Genomic DNA, 15,587 nt, shown 5'->3' with positions numbered 1-15,587 from the left:
TTCGCCACCTGACAGGTGCCCGCGTTCGCATGACCGCCGCCGCCGTAGGAGAGCATGAGCTCACCCACGTGCACCTTTGAGCTGCGATCCAAAATCGACTTGCCCATGGCAAACACGGTGTTCTGCTGGCGGAAGCCCCACATGTGGTGGATGGACAGATTGCACTGCGGATACATGGCGTAGACCATGAAACGATTGCCCGCGTGGATCACGTCCTGGTCCTTCAGATTCAGGATGATCAGCTCATCGTGCACTTCCGCGCAGGCCCTCACCTGGGCTTCGAAGAGTTCCTGCTGCTCGTGGTAGAGCTCCACGCGCTCCACCACGTCGGGCAACTCCATGATTTCATCGATCGTGTGGCTCTTGCAGTAGTCGATCAACTCCATCATTAGGTTGTAGTTCGAGATCCTGAAATCCCGAAAACGGCCAAGGCCCGTGCGGGGATCCATCAGGTAGTTGAGCATCACCCAATCGGTGGGGTGCAGGATCTCCTCGCGGCTGAACTGGGCCGCGTCCGCCTTGTCCACGGCCACCATCATGTCGTCCCAGGCGCGGGGGAAGCGCTCGGCGCCGCCGAAGTAGTTGTAGACCACCCGGGCGGCAGACGGCGTCTCCACCTCGATGATGTGGTTTTCACGCACGTCGTTGCGAAGTCCCTCGCTCGCGTGATGGTCGAAGGCCAGGCCCACCCCCTCGACATAAGGGAGGTTGGTAGTGATGTCCCGGTCGGTAATCTCAATCGCCCCGTCCTGCATGTCCTTGGGGTGCACAAACTTGATGTCGTCGATCAGATCCAGTTCTTTGAGCAACACCGCACAGACTAGGCCGTCGAAATCGCTACGGGTTACTAGTCTGTACTTGCCTTCCAGTTCAATCACGCTACTCGCCTCGCATATGCCGGTCCAATAACCGTTATCGGCACGAGGGAGAAAAGGTTTACCACGCGGTAACCGGCGGTCGATTTCCCTGGGCTGCTGCCGCGGCGCCCGCCGTGCGAGTTGAACCACCCAGGCGCCGATCGACTGGCGCGCCCTCGGACTCGGCACCCCGCCACGGAACCCGAACGACATCATGACTTTCGGCACATGTTCGAAGCCAAGCGCTCGGCTAACTTGATCCCTACGTTCACTCACACTCAAGGAGCCGACCGATGCGACACACTGCCACCTGCCTGCCCTTGCTAGCGCTCTCCGCCCTCATGGGCACAGCCGCCCACGCCGCTTCGCTGGATGTGCGCGTGACGTCAATCGACGAACCCGAGGGCTACATCATGCTGGCCATGTTCGATTCGGCGGAGGCCTTCGATAACGGCGGGCAGCCCGTGCGAGCCGTACGCCTACCGGTCGAGAGCAACGAGTTGCATACGACGTTCGACGATCTCCCCGCAGGCAACTACGCCATCAGGCTTTACCACGACGCCAACGGCAACGGTGAGTTGGACTCGAACATGATGGGCCTGCCTAAGGAAGGGTATGGCTTCAGCAACAACGGCGGCCGCTTCGGCCCCCCGCCCTTCGAAGCCGCCGCCTTCGAGATCGCAGAGGACGGCACGAACAGCATCACCATCAAGCTGCGGTAAGTGGCCGCTTCGGAGTCTATCGACATGCACCGACGTACCTTCATTCAAGGCGGGCTCGCGCTGGCGAGCATGCCCCTGCTCGCGCGCGGCGGCGAGGGCACCTCCACGGCACCGGCACACTGGTCTCTCGGTTGGCAGGGCGTGAGCCAGGATGCCTTCGCGCCCAAGGCGCTGACAGTCTCCGGACGTCTGCCCGCAGCGCTCCAAGGCGGCGCCCTCTACCGCAACGGGCCAGCACGGCTCGAACGCGCGGGCGTGCGCTACCGCCACTGGTTCGACGGCGACGGCATGCTCCAGCGCTTTCGCATCGGCGCCGAGTCGATCGTCCACGACGGCCGCTTCATCCAAACGCCGAAGTATCAGGAGGAGCAGGCGGCCGGGCGCTTCCTCTACAACGCTGCCGGCACAGAGCTAGCACAGGCGATCGGTTCGCGTAACAACGATTCGGGGAACGTCGCCAACACCGCCCTGTTGCCGTGGGACGATGAACTGCTCGCCCTTTGGGAGGGCGGATCCGCCTACCGCCTGGATCCGGACTCCCTGGAGACCCTCGGGCGCAAGGACTGGAGCGACGAGCTCCAGCACATGCCGTTCTCGGCCCACCCCCTGCGCGAACGTGACGGCACCCTGTGGAACGTCGGCAGCGCCCCCTACGCGGGCAAGTCTGGCACGCTCTTCGTCTACCGCATCAGCGGCGACGGCACGGTGATCGACGCGCAACCCATCACGACCCAGATACCGGGCTACCTGCACAGCTTCGCGATGAGCGACCGGTACCTGATGTTCTATCTCGGCCCGCATGTGTTCGAGCACGGTGGTAACACCTTCGTCGACAGCTTCCGCTGGACACCGGACCTCGGCAGCCGGGTGCTGGTGGTCGACAAGGACGATCTGTCCCAGCAGCAGTGGTTCGAGGCGCCCCCGGGATTTGCGTTCCACTGCGCGGACGCCTGGCAGGAAGGATCGGACGTGGTGATGCGCCTTTGCCTCTACGACGATGCGAGCGTCATGCACAGCGGCATGTTCGCACTGCTCGAGCGCTCGGAGAACGCCCTCCCTTCGTACCCGGCGTTCGCGCGGGCCTCGATGGCGACGGTCCGTGCCTCGACGCGTGACGGTCGGCTACGTGTCGATTCTGCTAGCGAACTCATGGAGTTTCCGGTCACGGACGGCCGTGCCACCGATGGCGCGTCGCCAGTGTTCGGCGTGGGGCATGGCGACGCGTCCCACCCCACCTTCTCCAACGCAGTGATTCGGGTGATGCCGCGGACCGGTGAGGTCGAACGATTCGTGTTCGGCGAGCGGCGGATCGTGGAGGAGCCCCTCTTCGTGCCGCAGGGCGGGATTGGCGAGGGGTGGTTGATCGGCACCTTCCTCGACTTGGACAAACGCCGTTCGGGCGTGTACGTGTTGGACGCGGCACGCCTCGCGGAGGGGCCCGTGGCGCTCGCCAGCATGGACCGAATACTACCGCTAGGCTTTCACGGCTGCTTCACGCCGCGTACCGCTTGAGTGGGAAAAGGGGGACGCTGCGCTGCGGTCGACCCTTGTGGCGCTGCCGTCCCCGCCCCTGCCCGCACAGCACCCGGCGTCACATCATGGGCACGAGGCACTGCCCAGGGCATCACAGGCCAACGCGATCAGATCCCGGGGCCACAACGGCCATAGCACGGCGCGACCGCCCTCATCGACAGCGCCGAGCCAACGGCCGTCCGCACTCAGCGCCATGTGCCGCAGGGGCAATGGAGAGCTGATGCGGGCGACCTCCTGGTTCCTCCCCACATCCCAGATGCGCACCAGTTCATCAGTACCGTAGGTGGCCACAAACCTGCCATCCTCGAGCGCGACAACCTCACGCAACCCAGGGTGGAAAACGCGAGCAACTTCCCGCAGATCGTCGAGCCGCAGCAGGCGTGCCGTACTACCGCCATCGAGCACGACGGCCAGTTGATCGGCACCGGTCAACTCCAGATATCCCTCAGCGAAGCCATTGAGCACGGTGGTCAGCGGTGCCGTCATGAGCCTGTGGCCCTCGACGGCATGCAGGATGTCGAGGCGCCGCTCGGACCCACCCCTGGTGCTAGCCCTCGCGATGATCACCGCCAGCCGCGTGCCGGCAGCGTCCACGCGCGCTGCGATCACCTGACCATCAACCGCCACTCGCCGCCGCTCACCGTTGCCGCGGTGGACGAGCAACACCTCATCGGCGCTGGTGGCGGGCTGCCGCCGCTCACCGCCGCGCGCCAGGTCCCACCGGTCAAGCCGATCGGCATCGACGACCCGCCCCTCCGTCTTGGCGAACGGGTCGTTCGCGGTCACCTGCTGCGGCATCTCCCACGCTCGTACGTCGGCAGGCGTGCGCACCAGCAGACGGTGCCCTCCACGGCCGTCGGCCACGAACGCGATGTCCTCAGCGTTGGCCCGCAATGGTGGCGCGAACATGGCTTCCCGTGCGCCGAAGCGCCAGAAGCGTAGGCGGCGACGCGTCTTATCCACATAGGCCACCTCTGCGCCGTCGGCAGCAAAGCCCACGGCAGCAGCATCCACCCCGGGGACGCGGGCGACGGTGGTGAGTGGCGCCAGGGATCGAATCTTCATCACCCCGTCCATCGCCCCCACCGTCAGGAGGCGATCGACCTGCGGCGAGATGGCCGCCTTGTCTTGCAACGCCACGTCCAGCACGACGACTAGACGCAGGGGGTTAGCCCGCAGCAGCAAGAGATCATCGAACAACTGTACGGCAACATGCTCGCTCGAAGGCCAAAAGACCGAAGACGTGGACGAAGCCAGCGGGTACTCAGATTGCACCTCATGGGTAGCCGCGCTACGCACCCTTAGCCAAGCACCTTTGACCCCCTTCTGGCGCTCGACCACCGCGTAGCGTTCGCCGTCCGGGGAAGGCGATGCGCTGCGAGGAATCCAACCTCCCGGCGCGGAGGCGAGCTCGAGTCCAGCGGGAGTCAGATGCAGCACGTGTAGTGCTGAGGTGCGATAGGTGATCAGATCCCCTTGCGTCGACACGCGCACACGCTCTGGATGATCCGCAAACCGCTGACGCCCCAAGATCTCGCAACCGGTGGCCGAGCGTACGATGAGCGACGTGCCACCGGTCTCCCCGCCGGCATCGTAGCGCGCAGACACCAGGATTCGCCCATCATAGCTGATAGCCACCTGGCGCACGCTCTCCATCGACCCCAGCATCAACGGGCAGCGCTGGGTGCGGCGTCGCTCGGCCGTATCCCACACACTGAGTTCCCGGCGCCCACTCGCCACGATGAGATGACTGCCCCCGGGACTGAAGGCAGCCGCGTCGACGCGCTGGCGGCCGAGGTCGATATCGTGCCACTCGGGGAGGGCGTGGTAGGCGGCCCGAAGGGCCATATCCGCCTGCACCGCGCGCTCGCCCACCGAATCCAGCAGGCTCATCGCACGGGCGGCCGCGCGCAGCGTCCTGGTCGTATCTCCAACCTCGAGCTGGCGATCGTCAGCCGTGCGTAATGACTCCACTTCATTGATCAGTCCACGAGCCGTGGCGATCGTGCTCTGTTTTCGGCTTTCGAGGGTACGCACGTAGGAAAGCGTCCCCAGTACGCCGATAACTAGTAGACCGAAGGCAACTGCCGTCAACACGGTGCGCGCGCGTCGGGTAACCGCGCGGCGACTGGCTAGCAAGAACGCCTGCTGCAGGTTGCTCGGCGTAGGATCGCGGTCAGCTGCCTGCGCTGACCATCCCTCGTAGGTGTCGAGTTCGCGTCCACGCAGGGTGAGGGCTGCGTCCTCGCCAGCGTGCTCCCACTCTCGCGCCCGCATCAACCACCGGGTATGTACACGCAACCACTCAGGGTCAGTGTCGATCGCCCACGAGACCGACTGACAGACCCCATCGAGCGCCCCCGCGTCGCGCGCGAACACGTAGTTGAGAGCGGCGAGCGCCGCGGGCACCTCTTGGCCGTCTTCCGGATCTCGATGAAGTACGGGGATGAGCCGCTTGTGGCCGGCCACAGCACGCTCCAACTCCCGCATGCACTCCGTGGAACGCAACGAGTCCGGGGAGATGACGAACACGAAGACCTGGGCATTGTCGATGCTCTTGAGAATGCGATCCGCCCAGCTCTCGGTGGGCGCGATGTCATCCCAATCCACCCACACCCGCCTACCGCGCGCCTCGAGACCCGCGTGCAGTGAGCGCACGAACGCGCCGTCGACGCGCGAGTAGGAGACGAAGGCATCGTCTTCCTCACTCCCTGACGGGGCGGGTCGTTGATTGTGCTTCGGTGCTTCCATCTGCCCCTAGGGCGGTGGCTCACGGGCTCCTTCAGTGTACAAGCGACGCGCACGGACCGGGGGCATCGGCCAATGCCCCCGCAAGTGGCTTACTCGGGCTTGCGGAAGACGAAGAAGAACCGGTCCGTGTTCCCCGCCACCGATCGGCGCCCCACCTCGTACTCGAGGGTGTCGTCGAGGCGGTAGAACATGGCGAACTGCTCGACCAGCTCGAAGCCCGCCTGCTGCACTTCCACGAGCACCTTCACCGGGTCTTCGCGGCGCCAGTTCTCCGGCGAGTCGTCCTGCATGTGGCGGCGCGTGTGATCGATCACCACGTAGCGACCGCCGGGCTTGAGCGCCGCGAACGCCGCGTTGTTGAACTCCGCGCGCTCCTCACCGTGCAGGTTGTGGTACTCGCGGATGTTCAAGAACATGTCCAGCTCACCGAACTGGAAGTCCATGCCGTCGAATTGGAAGGCGCGCAGCTCCCCATCCCACCGCATGGCGAGGTTGATCCGCTCGACCTTCTCCATCTCCGGCGCCTGCATGAGCTCGTCGAGGTTAGCCAGCCACTGCTCGGCGTAGCCGATGCTCAGGTGGCCCTTCTCCTTGAGTACGGGGGCGAGGATCTTGGTGTACCAGCCGTTGCCGGGACCGAATTCGAACACGCGCATGTCCTCCCGCAGGCCCATGGCGGTCAGGGCCTGGACGGGGCGGCGATTGCGATCCCGATCGCGGTCCGCCTCCGTGCGGTAGGGGAGTTCGAGGGCGGCTTCGACCTTGGCAGCGGTGGTATCCGCCTCCTGGGCAGCTGCGGGAAGGGCTGCGGCGCACGCAGCCAGAGCGATTAATAGGGTGTTCTTCATCTCGACTTCCAGTGGTTCTCAAGGAGTTGGGTGAACGCGCCGGCCTGCATCGGCGGCCCGCGCGCTACGCGGCACGTGGGTAACGATACACTGAACAAAAAAAGGGTCGCGGACAGCGCCCGCGACCCTTCTGGTCACACCACGAGGTGCAGGTGCGCGCCTACCGCACCATATCGATCACCACCATCCGGTGATCCGACGCCCCCAGCAAGTCCGCGGTGATATCCGACAGCTCAGGCCAGAACACCCAAGCCCCCGCCATGTCCCAACCGAGCACCGACGGCAGGGCGTAGTCGGCCCGCAGGTTGAAGCTGGCGGTCTTCGTCTCCCGCTGGTTGAAGTCCCCAGGCACCTGCTCCAAGGCACCCGGCGAGGCCGGCGTGATCGACGTATCCACCCGCGGATCCGACAGCAGCAGATCGATCGGGTTGAAGGTGGCATCGCCATCAACGGGATCGGCGTTCTGGTCACCCACGATCACGAAGCGCGCGCGCCCACGCAGACCGCCGCGCGGGTTGGCGGGCGGGTTGCCGCCTGCCGCTTCCCATTCGCGGTCGTCGTAGATGTAGGTGCCGAGCTGCGGGTTGATGTAGTCCTTCCAGAAGCGGATCTCATCGTGGTTGCGCAGGCCGTTCCAATCCGCGACGTTCGGGTCGGGGTAGGTCTCAGCCGTGCCGTCGTCGAACACCGGCGGCGTCGGGTGCGAGCCTAAGATATGCACCAGGCCGACGCCGTCCACGAGCACGGGGATATCCCAGTGCGACTTGGACGAGAGACGGAAGATGTCCAGCTCCTCCGAGGTGTAGAAGCTCGACAGGTCGCCATCGCCATCGGTGTCGTTGGGGTCCGGCGGCAGGAACGCGCCCGGCATGTCCACCCAGCGGAACAGCTGGAAGGTGCGGGCGAAGCCGTTGAGGATCCGGTGCTGCGAGAGCAGGACCTGGGAGAACTGACCCGGGAAGTCGCCGAAGCCGAAGCCATCGCCGCCGTCGCCCACGACGCCGTCGTTGTCGAGGTCGAAGCCTGACTGCACACCGGTGTTGTTGGGGGCTACGTAGAAGTAGCGATAGCTGATGGGATCGACGCCCGCCGCCTGGGACACCGCCAGGTAGTTGTTCAGGAAGTCCTGAATCTGCTGCACGGTGGCGGTCCGGTCGAACTCGCCGAACTCGTCGTAGACGTGGTCGAACTCGTTCAGCAGCACGATCTCCGGACGGGCCCGCTGAATCGCCTCAGCCACCAGGGAGATCTGCGGATCGTCACCAGCCGCGAGGTCTTCGGCGAGCTCACCGGCGCTCGGGCGGTTCATCGAGACGTTGTAGCTGGCGATGCGCAACTGCGCGGGCTCGGGGATGGTGAAGTCCGTGATCTCGATGAGGTCAGGCTTGGTCACCACGAGGGTGGTGCCGTCCTGGTCGCTCACGGTCATGGTCACCGTGTAGAGGCCCTCGGCGGTGTACTCGTGCGTGGGCACGTCCGCGTTGGAGCCGTTGCCGTCGCCGAAGTCCCAGGTGAAGTCGTACGGCGGGGTGCCGCCACTCACGATGGGAATGAAGTCGACGATGCCGCCGCTGCGGGTGAAGCTGAAGTCCGCTTCCAGGGCCCCACCGAGGGCCTGCACACAGATCTCGTCCACGGCGATGCGCTTGGTGGTGCCGCCGTCGTTGCCCGCGGACTGGTAGCGGAAGGCCACACGCACGTTGTCACCGATGAGGGCGAAGGGCTGGCTCACCACCGGCACGAAGGCTCCGTCGCTGGCGCCGTTCAGGCCCGTGGGCGTGATGTCCTGCCAGGCGGTGGTCTCAGGATCGCCCGTGTAGAAGTCCGTCACCAGCACGGAGAGGGGCTGCTCCAGCGTGTCGTCGAAGAACTCGTAGTAGAGGAAGTCGACGGCCGTGAGCGGGCCGGCCACGTTGAGCGGCGGGCTGATGAGGTAGTCATCGGCCGCGGTACCGCCCGTCTCGCCGCCGGCGTCGGAGCCGAAGTTGTTGTTCAGCGCCGCCTGGCGGTCATCACGCGTGTCGTAGATCCAACCGAGCGCAGAGCTTAGGTTGACCACTTCCCACGGTGTGTTGGGGTCGAGGGCGATGTCGGCGTTCTCCTCGCCTTCGAAATCGAAGCCGCAGTTGCCCTTGACGATGATGTCGTCGAAGGTGGCGCGGGTGGACTCGCCACCGCCACCGCCGAGGCCCGTGTACTTCCAGGCGAGGTACGCGGTGTCGGGGATGTCGGAGATGTCGAAGGGACCGAGCTTGGTGAGATCACCGAAGTCGCTGGTGTCCTCGTTGATCACCACCCAGGTGGCTTCGTTCGGGTCGGCGTTCACCAGCGGATCGTAGTCCGTGGAGTACTGCACCAGCGGCGCGGGGCCGTCGAAGCTGATCTGCGAGTCGTACTCGAGGGTCTCGTCGCGGAAGAACAGGAAGTTGATCGGGTTGGTGGTGATCAACCAGTCTTCCGTGGGGCCGTCGCCGCCGAAGTTGTTGCCCTGCACGGCGCCGGTGGAGCCGAAGTCCCAGAGCACCCACTCGTAGTTGCGGTCGGGCGCGGCCACGTCCACGGCGGTGAACTGGCCGAAGCTGTCGGGCACTTCGAAGTCTTCCTCGAAGATCACCGGCGTGAGGGACACCTCCGTGGTGCCGCTGGCGACGTCGCTCAGGGCGCTGCGTCCGTGGCGATTCACGGCCCACAGGCGGTAGTTGTAGGTCACGCCGGACTGCACCTGATCGTCGAGGTAGGCGGTGAAGGCGCCCGGGTACTCCTGCTCGATCACGCCCCAGGCAGCATCACCCGCGGCCTGGCGCTCGAGGCGGAAGAACTTGGCGTCGCTCTGCGCGTCCCAGTTCAGGGTCAGGGAGGTCTGCGTGGGCAGCACGACCGCCACGCCCGTGGGCTGGGCCGGGGCCACGCCGCCGTCCGGCGACTTGTTCCAGGCGATCAGCTCCATGTCCATGCGCAGGTCCGAGCTGCCGGCGTTCTCCTGGTGTACGGATACGGCGACCACGTTACCGCTCGGCAGCAAATTGAGGTCAGCGCCGTTGATGGGGATCGACTTCCAGTCGCGCTCGGAGTTCTCGTTGGTGGAGGCGAAGGTGTCGTTGCCCACCACCAGGTCGAGGTTCATGTTGTAGCGGGCCACTTCCGTGCCGTTGATGTACACCACGGCGCCGTCGTCCACCTTCATGTAGAGGTCGAAGAGGATGACGTCGTCGGGGTTGGCGAGGTCGAACTCGTGGCGGAAGTAGCTGGCGGCGGGACGCGGCTCGGGCGGTTGCACGAGATCGCTGGCGAGGCGACCCTCGCTCTCGCCGTAGCCCAGCATGGTGGGCACGGGACCGGTAGCGACGCCGCCGTTGTCCACGTTCCAGGCGCCGTCCACAAGGAAGCCGACGTCGGTCCAGTCAGCGCCCGGGTCAACACCGTCCACGCGGTAGTCCCAGAGTGCACCGTTCTGTACGACGGGGCGACGCTGCAGGTCAGCGCTGCGGCCGTCGATGTTCATCAGGATCAGCTGACCGCCCTCCACCAGCTCACCGGCGTCGGAAAGGCCGCGGCTCGTGTGCACCTGGATGGAGATCGCGAACCAGCCCGGGCCGAGGATGCTCTCGAGGCTGACCACACCGGAGGACTCTTCGTTAGTGGTGAGGAAGTCCGCACCGCCATCGAAGAAGATGTTGGGCACGTGCTGGGCGAGTTCTTCCAGCGTGCCGTCGGTGATGTCGTACTCCCACAGCTTGCTGAGGCGGCTCTCGCTGCCGAGGTCTTCCTGGATGTACAGCTTGGGCGCGCCGTTCACCGTGGTGAAGCCCATGTTGTCGAGGCTGCCGAGGCGGTTCTCGGGGCCGTCGAGGAGCAGGCGCAGGGTGCCGCCCGCGGTGGGGTCGGTGATGTCGTTGAACTCGGCCTGCCACAGGCGGGTCACGGCCATCAGGTTGTTCGACTCCGTGCCCTTGGTCACGAAGTAGAAGTTGTTCTCAAAGCCGGGGCGGGGATCCCACACGCCGTCTTCCGGGCCGCCGAACTTCAACGACTCGAAGGTCTGGGCGGGGTCGGGCGGCATGATGGTGTCGCGGCCGCGGGCTTCCGTGTCGGCGCCGTCGAAGGGGCGGTCGCCGTCGGTGCCGATGAGCTTCAGGGTGAAGGGCTCGCTAGCGCCGATCTCTGAGGCGAGGTCGTCGTCGCGCTCGTAGGGCTTGCCGACCACGGCGATCGAGTAGAGGTTGCCGCCGACGAGGCCGGCCTTCTCCACGTCGTTGCCCGTGTCCTGCTTGGTGCCGACGTAGAAGTAGACTTCGCCGTCCTCATCGTCATCGAGCATGGCGCCGATGGTGAGATCCTGCTCGGCCGGGTTCAGGAGCACGTTCTCGAAGTTCAGGAAGCCGAAGTGCTCGAGCTGGTAGCTGCTGCCGGCGTCGGCGCCGGTGACCACGTGGGCCCAACCGCGGCCGCCGCTCACTTCCTCACCGTTGGTGAAGAGAATCTCCGCGGTGCCGAGGCCGGTAGCGCTGTTGAAGAGCGCCGTAGGTGCCGGGCGATCGGCAGAGCAGAAGCGGCTGAAGGTGGTGGAGGCCAGGTTGAAGCTCTGGGAGCCTTCGTCCCAGTCGAACACCTGCTTGATGAGGTCGTCGCCTTCCACCACTTCGAAGGTGTTCTTGTCCACCTTCCAGAGGGAGACGAACGCTCCGCCATTGCCATGATCGCGGGCGATGCCCTGCGAAGAGTTCAGCTCGTGGTTGACGATGAGATAGAAGAACCCGGGCTCCCCCAGCTCGTCGCCGTCGATGGCGCCGATGCCGTCGGGAATGCCGACCAGGCGGGTCATGCCGCCGCCGGTCTTGGGGATGTCGAGGTCATCGACCGTGAGGATGGACTCGAGGAGCACGTTGGGCAGGTGCGTCTCGAGGTAAGGCGCCACCGTGGAGGATGGGCTGGTGGTCTCGAAGGCGAAGGCGCCTGCGGCGACCGTGCCGGCTGCGGCTGCGAGCAGCACGCGAGCGGCGAGAGCGTTCTTCTTGAGCATGGGAAGGTTCACCCGAAGATCGTTATTAGCTTGGCGTTTGGTATTCGGTACGGAGCGCCGCGCCTGGCTGGCGAGCGCTCCGCGGTGCACTCAGGCGCAGCGACGTCGGCGCAAGCCCGTGAGGCCGGCCAGTCCACCGAGGAAAAGCCACCCCGCAGCGGGCAAGGGCACCACGGCGGCGACCCCCGTGTCGGCGAAGGCACCGGTTTCGATGCCGAGGAAGCCGAAGGCGAGGCCGTCGACATCCAACGTGAGGGTGAGCATGGCGGTGGTGGCGTCGCTCGTGCCGTCGGCGAAGAGGAACAGCTCCTCGAGGCCGCCGAACACGTCGTAGACGACGGCCGAGGCCTGGGCGTAGGCGTCGGGGCCTGCATCGACGAAGGTCGCGCTCAGGATCGCCGCGAAGGTGAGGGTGACCTCGCCCGTGCCGTCGACGGTAAAGTCGAGTTCGGCGGCGCCGCTGGCCAATGCGTCGCCGCTATCGCCCACGATCGCGGTGGCGTCGCTACCGTCCTCGTCAGCGCTGGCGAAGGCCGTGTTAGCGCCGAAGGTGGCGAGGGCCGAATCGGGCGTGGCGCCGAAGAAGAAGTCGAAATCGGCCAGGCCGCTCGTGTCGTTGACGATGGCGGCGCCCGTGTAGAACGCGCCGTCGAACTCGATCGTGGCCGACCCGCTGGTCGTCACGTCGGTGAGGGTCAGGCTGGAGAGAGCGTCGATGAAGCCGCCTTGAGCGGTCACGCCCGAGCAGAGCAACGCCGCCGCCGTCAGGCTGCGAACCAGGTTGGAATCGATCACGTCAGTTTGCCCCCGCGTACGCCCGGGTGGGGTCCCGGACTGTTTTGCGCTATCAGAACCGCGGTAAGGGTATTGGGCTTGCGTGACGGTGATATGTCAGTTGGAAGACCGTCACGTGTCGGTGCGAGGTGTCAGCGGCGCAAGCTATCGATAGCAGCAGGGTCATAGATCGATTAGGCGATCACTTCGGCAACGCCCACTCGGGGCGCTGTTCGATCGTGTACTGGAAGGCGAGCGGCTGATCCCCGCGCAACACGTACATCTTCACCTTGTGCCCCACCCCGTACATGTAGAGCCACTTCTGGAACTCCGCCGGCGACGGCGTGGGGTGATAGGCGAACTGGAGCAGGATGTCCCCCTCGAGCAGGCCCATCTCGGCGGCCGGGCTGTCGGGCCAGACGAAGTCCAGGGCGATGCCCCCTGCGAAGCGTCCACCCACCGCGGGGAAGCGCGCCTGCTCCTCGGCGTTGAGGCCGCGCACGGAGAAGCCGGTCCAGGGCGAGGCAAGGCTCTTGCGCGACTTCAGGCTCTCGTAGATGTTGTTGATCAGGTGCACCGGCAGCAGGTGGACTTCGGACTCATCGTCCAGCGCCTCGTCCGGGTTGTTCGGGTCGTGGGGCGGCTCGTAGCCCGTGTAGAGGGCGATCACCTGGCCCGACTTGTCGAACACGGGGCTGCCGACCGCCGCGTCGGGATCCACCATCTCGGCGGCGAACATCGCCTGGGTCAGCGACTCCTGGTAACACTCGATGCTGTTGAGGGAGATCAGGCGCCCGAGCACCCGCTCGCCCTCCTTGGCCGTCGCATCGCCCATGGCGTAGATGGCCTGCCCCACCTCGAGGCCACTCTTGGTAACCAACTCCGCCGGCACCAGGCCCTCCGCGTCGTCCACCTTGAGCACCGCGAAATCGAGGGTCGGCTCCACGCCGATGATGCGCGCCCGGTACATGCGCGGGTTGCCGTCCACGTCCACCGTCACCCGGAAAGCCGGTCGCAGCGCCCCCGTGGCGGGGTCGACCAGGTGCTTGTAGGTGGTGACGAGGAACCCGTCCGCCTCCACCACCACGCCGAGCGCCGAGGCCGTAGCGCGGGCCTCGCGCGCGTCCGTCGGCACCGCATCGAGGCTCTCGACCAGGGCGACGGTGGCCGCGCCCGCGTGGGTGAACGGTACGCCGATGGCAGCGAGGGCGAGGGCGAACTTAGGCGTGGGCATGACGGCTCATTCCGGGGAGAAGTCTTGGAGGAAGGGGTTGTCCGCGTGGCGCTTGATGCGGATGAACCCGTGCTGGCTGGCGGCGTGGCAGCGGTTGCAGGCGTCGATGAAGGCGTCGGTGGCCTGGTCGATCGCCGTCCACGCCACGTCCACCGCCTCCGCTGGCAAGGCCTCGGCTAGCGCGTCAGCTGCCGGTAGGCCCATGCGGTCGAGGTACAGGGCGACGGGGATGCCCTCGTACTCGGGCGTGAGCGCCTGCATCTGGGTCATGAGGTGCGTCGCCTCCTCCAGGTAGAAGCGCGCGAGGGGCGCGTTGTGGGCGTCTACCGACAGGGTCAGCTTGTGCGCGTAGAGCTGCAACTGGCCCATGAGTTCCGCCAGTTCCACGGCGGGCTCGTCGAAGGTGAGCGGCACACCGCCGCCGGCGGGCGACTCCGCCGCATCGACGGTGCACGCGACGACACTCGAGAGACACAACAGAAGAGTACGGGCGATGTTCACGGCATTCGGCATCCCTATGAGGCGCATGGGCGTCATCGGCCCGTGTAGTACCCGTTCCCTGGCGCCATGTCCACCCGCGCAATGCGGGTCACCCAGGTCCATTTGACATGATTCGAGCACGCCCGACCTACCGCGCCGCCTGCCGTTGACCTTGTCTCCTATCCGCCACCACGCGCGGCCACGGCGCTCCTGCACACGATTGCTGGGGCCATAGCACCCGATCTAGCGCACATTCACGCGCACCTTAAAGAATCCTTCACAAACCCTTTAACTCCCAGTAACACGCAGACGGTTTCATGTGCGCCGCCGAACGCCGGGATTGCTCAACGCGACGGAGAACAGGCGCCACCCCCCATGGCCCCCACGCAGGACGATAAGCGCGCACCGCGCCACGCCCGCCCCGCTACCGAAGCCCGCACCCCAGTCTCCTCTGCTCGCCGCACCTTCGTGCGCAGCCTCGGCGGCGCGTTGAGCTCCGCCTTGGTCCTGCCGAGCCTGTCGGGCTCCGGCTGGTCCGCTCAAAGCACCAGCCAATCGGGCTTGTTCACCCTGGGCGTTGCCTCCGGCGACCCCCACGCCGACGGCTTCACCCTGTGGACGCGCCTCGCGCCCCAACCCCTCGACGGCGGCGGCATGGGCGACAACCCCGTAGACGTCTTGTGGGAAGTGGCCAGCGATCCCGAGATGATCGACGTGATCAGCGTAGGCCTCGCCACCGCGCATCCGAGCGCCGGCCACGCGATCAACGTGGCCGTCAGCGGTCTCGCCGCCGACCGCTGGTACTACTACCGTTTCAGCGCCCTCGGCGAACACAGCCGCGTCGGGCGTACTCGTACCTTCCCGGCACCAGGCACGCGCGTCGATCACCTGCGCTTCGCCCTCGCGTCCTGCCAGAACTACCAGGACGGCTACTTCGCCGCCTACCGCGACATGGTGGCGCGCGACGATCTCGACTTCGTCCTCCACGTGGGCGACTACATCTACGAGGACGCCGCCGATCCCCGCGCCCCCATCGCCCGCCGCCACCTCGGTGGCGAGCTGTACAGCCTCACGGATTACCGCAACCGCTACGCCCTCTACCGCCTCGACCCCCACCTGCAGGACGCCCACGCCGCCTACCCCTTCGTCGTGACCTGGGACGATCACGAAGTGGACAACAACTACGCCGGCCTCGTGCCCGAGGACGACGCCGACGCGCCGAACTTCGCCCAACGCCGCCGCAACGCCTACCGCGCCTACCGCGAGTCCATGCCCCTCTCGCCCAAGGTGCGCCTGACGCAGGACGGCAGCCTGGAGATCTTCCGCCGCCTCCAGTACGGCGACCTTGCCACCCTGCACCTGGTGGAC

Annotated in this window: 10 protein-coding genes; 3 read left to right on the top strand and 7 right to left on the bottom strand. The window is 66.1% G+C overall.

The window, feature by feature from the left end; all coding sequences use genetic code 11:
- The coding region (locus tag AAF184_20760) for an exopolyphosphatase (GenBank protein ID MEO0424780.1) at positions 1 to 878 on the bottom strand (878 nt) is incomplete at its 3' end.
- A gap of 272 nt (positions 879 to 1,150) precedes the next feature.
- On the opposite strand from AAF184_20760, the gene AAF184_20755 reads away from it, so the two are divergent.
- Both AAF184_20755 and AAF184_20750 read left to right on the top strand, forming a co-directional pair.
- Positions 1,151 to 1,579 (top strand): DUF2141 domain-containing protein, encoded by a 429-nt coding sequence (locus AAF184_20755; GenBank protein ID MEO0424779.1) that lies wholly within the window; start codon positions 1,151 to 1,153, stop codon positions 1,577 to 1,579.
- Positions 1,580 to 1,603: 24 nt separating this feature from the next.
- Entirely contained in the window at positions 1,604 to 3,091 is a 1,488-nt protein-coding gene (locus AAF184_20750; protein ID MEO0424778.1) for a carotenoid oxygenase family protein, read from the top strand.
- An 84-nt stretch (positions 3,092 to 3,175) separates the two neighbouring features.
- Here the strand turns inward: AAF184_20750 and AAF184_20745 are convergent, their stop codons facing one another.
- The 6 genes from AAF184_20745 to AAF184_20720 form a co-directional block, all read right to left on the bottom strand.
- On the bottom strand, positions 3,176 to 5,863 hold the full coding sequence (locus tag AAF184_20745) for a TIR domain-containing protein (GenBank protein ID MEO0424777.1): 2,688 nt from the start codon (positions 5,861 to 5,863) through the stop codon (positions 3,176 to 3,178).
- Positions 5,864 to 5,952: 89 nt separating this feature from the next.
- Complete coding sequence (locus tag AAF184_20740) at positions 5,953 to 6,711, bottom strand: methyltransferase (GenBank protein ID MEO0424776.1); 759 nt, start codon at positions 6,709 to 6,711, stop codon at positions 5,953 to 5,955.
- A 160-nt stretch (positions 6,712 to 6,871) separates the two neighbouring features.
- Positions 6,872 to 11,743: a choice-of-anchor J domain-containing protein gene (locus AAF184_20735; GenBank protein MEO0424775.1), complete on the bottom strand. Its 4,872-nt coding sequence runs from the start codon at positions 11,741 to 11,743 to the stop codon at positions 6,872 to 6,874.
- A gap of 78 nt (positions 11,744 to 11,821) precedes the next feature.
- Positions 11,822 to 12,526 (bottom strand): VPLPA-CTERM sorting domain-containing protein, encoded by a 705-nt coding sequence (locus AAF184_20730; GenBank protein ID MEO0424774.1) that lies wholly within the window; start codon positions 12,524 to 12,526, stop codon positions 11,822 to 11,824.
- Between the two features lie 181 nt (positions 12,527 to 12,707).
- Positions 12,708 to 13,739, bottom strand: coding sequence for a S1C family serine protease (locus tag AAF184_20725; protein MEO0424773.1), 1,032 nt, complete (start codon positions 13,737 to 13,739; stop codon positions 12,708 to 12,710).
- 6 nt (positions 13,740 to 13,745) lie between these two features.
- Positions 13,746 to 14,240, bottom strand: a complete 495-nt coding sequence (locus AAF184_20720) for a hypothetical protein (protein MEO0424772.1) — start codon at positions 14,238 to 14,240, stop codon at positions 13,746 to 13,748.
- 354 nt (positions 14,241 to 14,594) lie between these two features.
- Between AAF184_20720 and AAF184_20715 the strand changes: the two genes are divergently transcribed.
- Positions 14,595 to 15,587, top strand: a 993-nt coding sequence (locus AAF184_20715) for an alkaline phosphatase D family protein (protein MEO0424771.1), incomplete at its 3' end; no start/stop codon positions are given.

The sequence above is a fragment of the Pseudomonadota bacterium genome (assembly GCA_039815145.1).
Taxonomy (GTDB): Bacteria; Pseudomonadota; Gammaproteobacteria; order Steroidobacterales; family JBCBZW01; genus JBCBZW01.
The sequence above is the reverse complement of the archived record's forward strand: the minus strand, read 5'-3'. Positions and strand labels throughout refer to the sequence as shown.

Bases quoted from the DNA above. Each gene is read 5' to 3' on its own strand.
- AAF184_20750 (MEO0424778.1), top strand. From the start codon at position 1,604: ATGCACCGACGTACCTTCATTCAAGGCGGGCTCGCGCTGGCGAGCATG.
- AAF184_20740 (MEO0424776.1), bottom strand. From the start codon at position 6,711: ATGAAGAACACCCTATTAATCGCTCTGGCTGCGTGCGCCGCAGCCCTT.
- AAF184_20725 (MEO0424773.1), bottom strand. From the start codon at position 13,739: ATGCCCACGCCTAAGTTCGCCCTCGCCCTCGCTGCCATCGGCGTACCG.
- AAF184_20745 (MEO0424777.1), bottom strand. From the start codon at position 5,863: ATGGAAGCACCGAAGCACAATCAACGACCCGCCCCGTCAGGGAGTGAG.
- AAF184_20755 (MEO0424779.1), top strand. From the start codon at position 1,151: ATGCGACACACTGCCACCTGCCTGCCCTTGCTAGCGCTCTCCGCCCTC.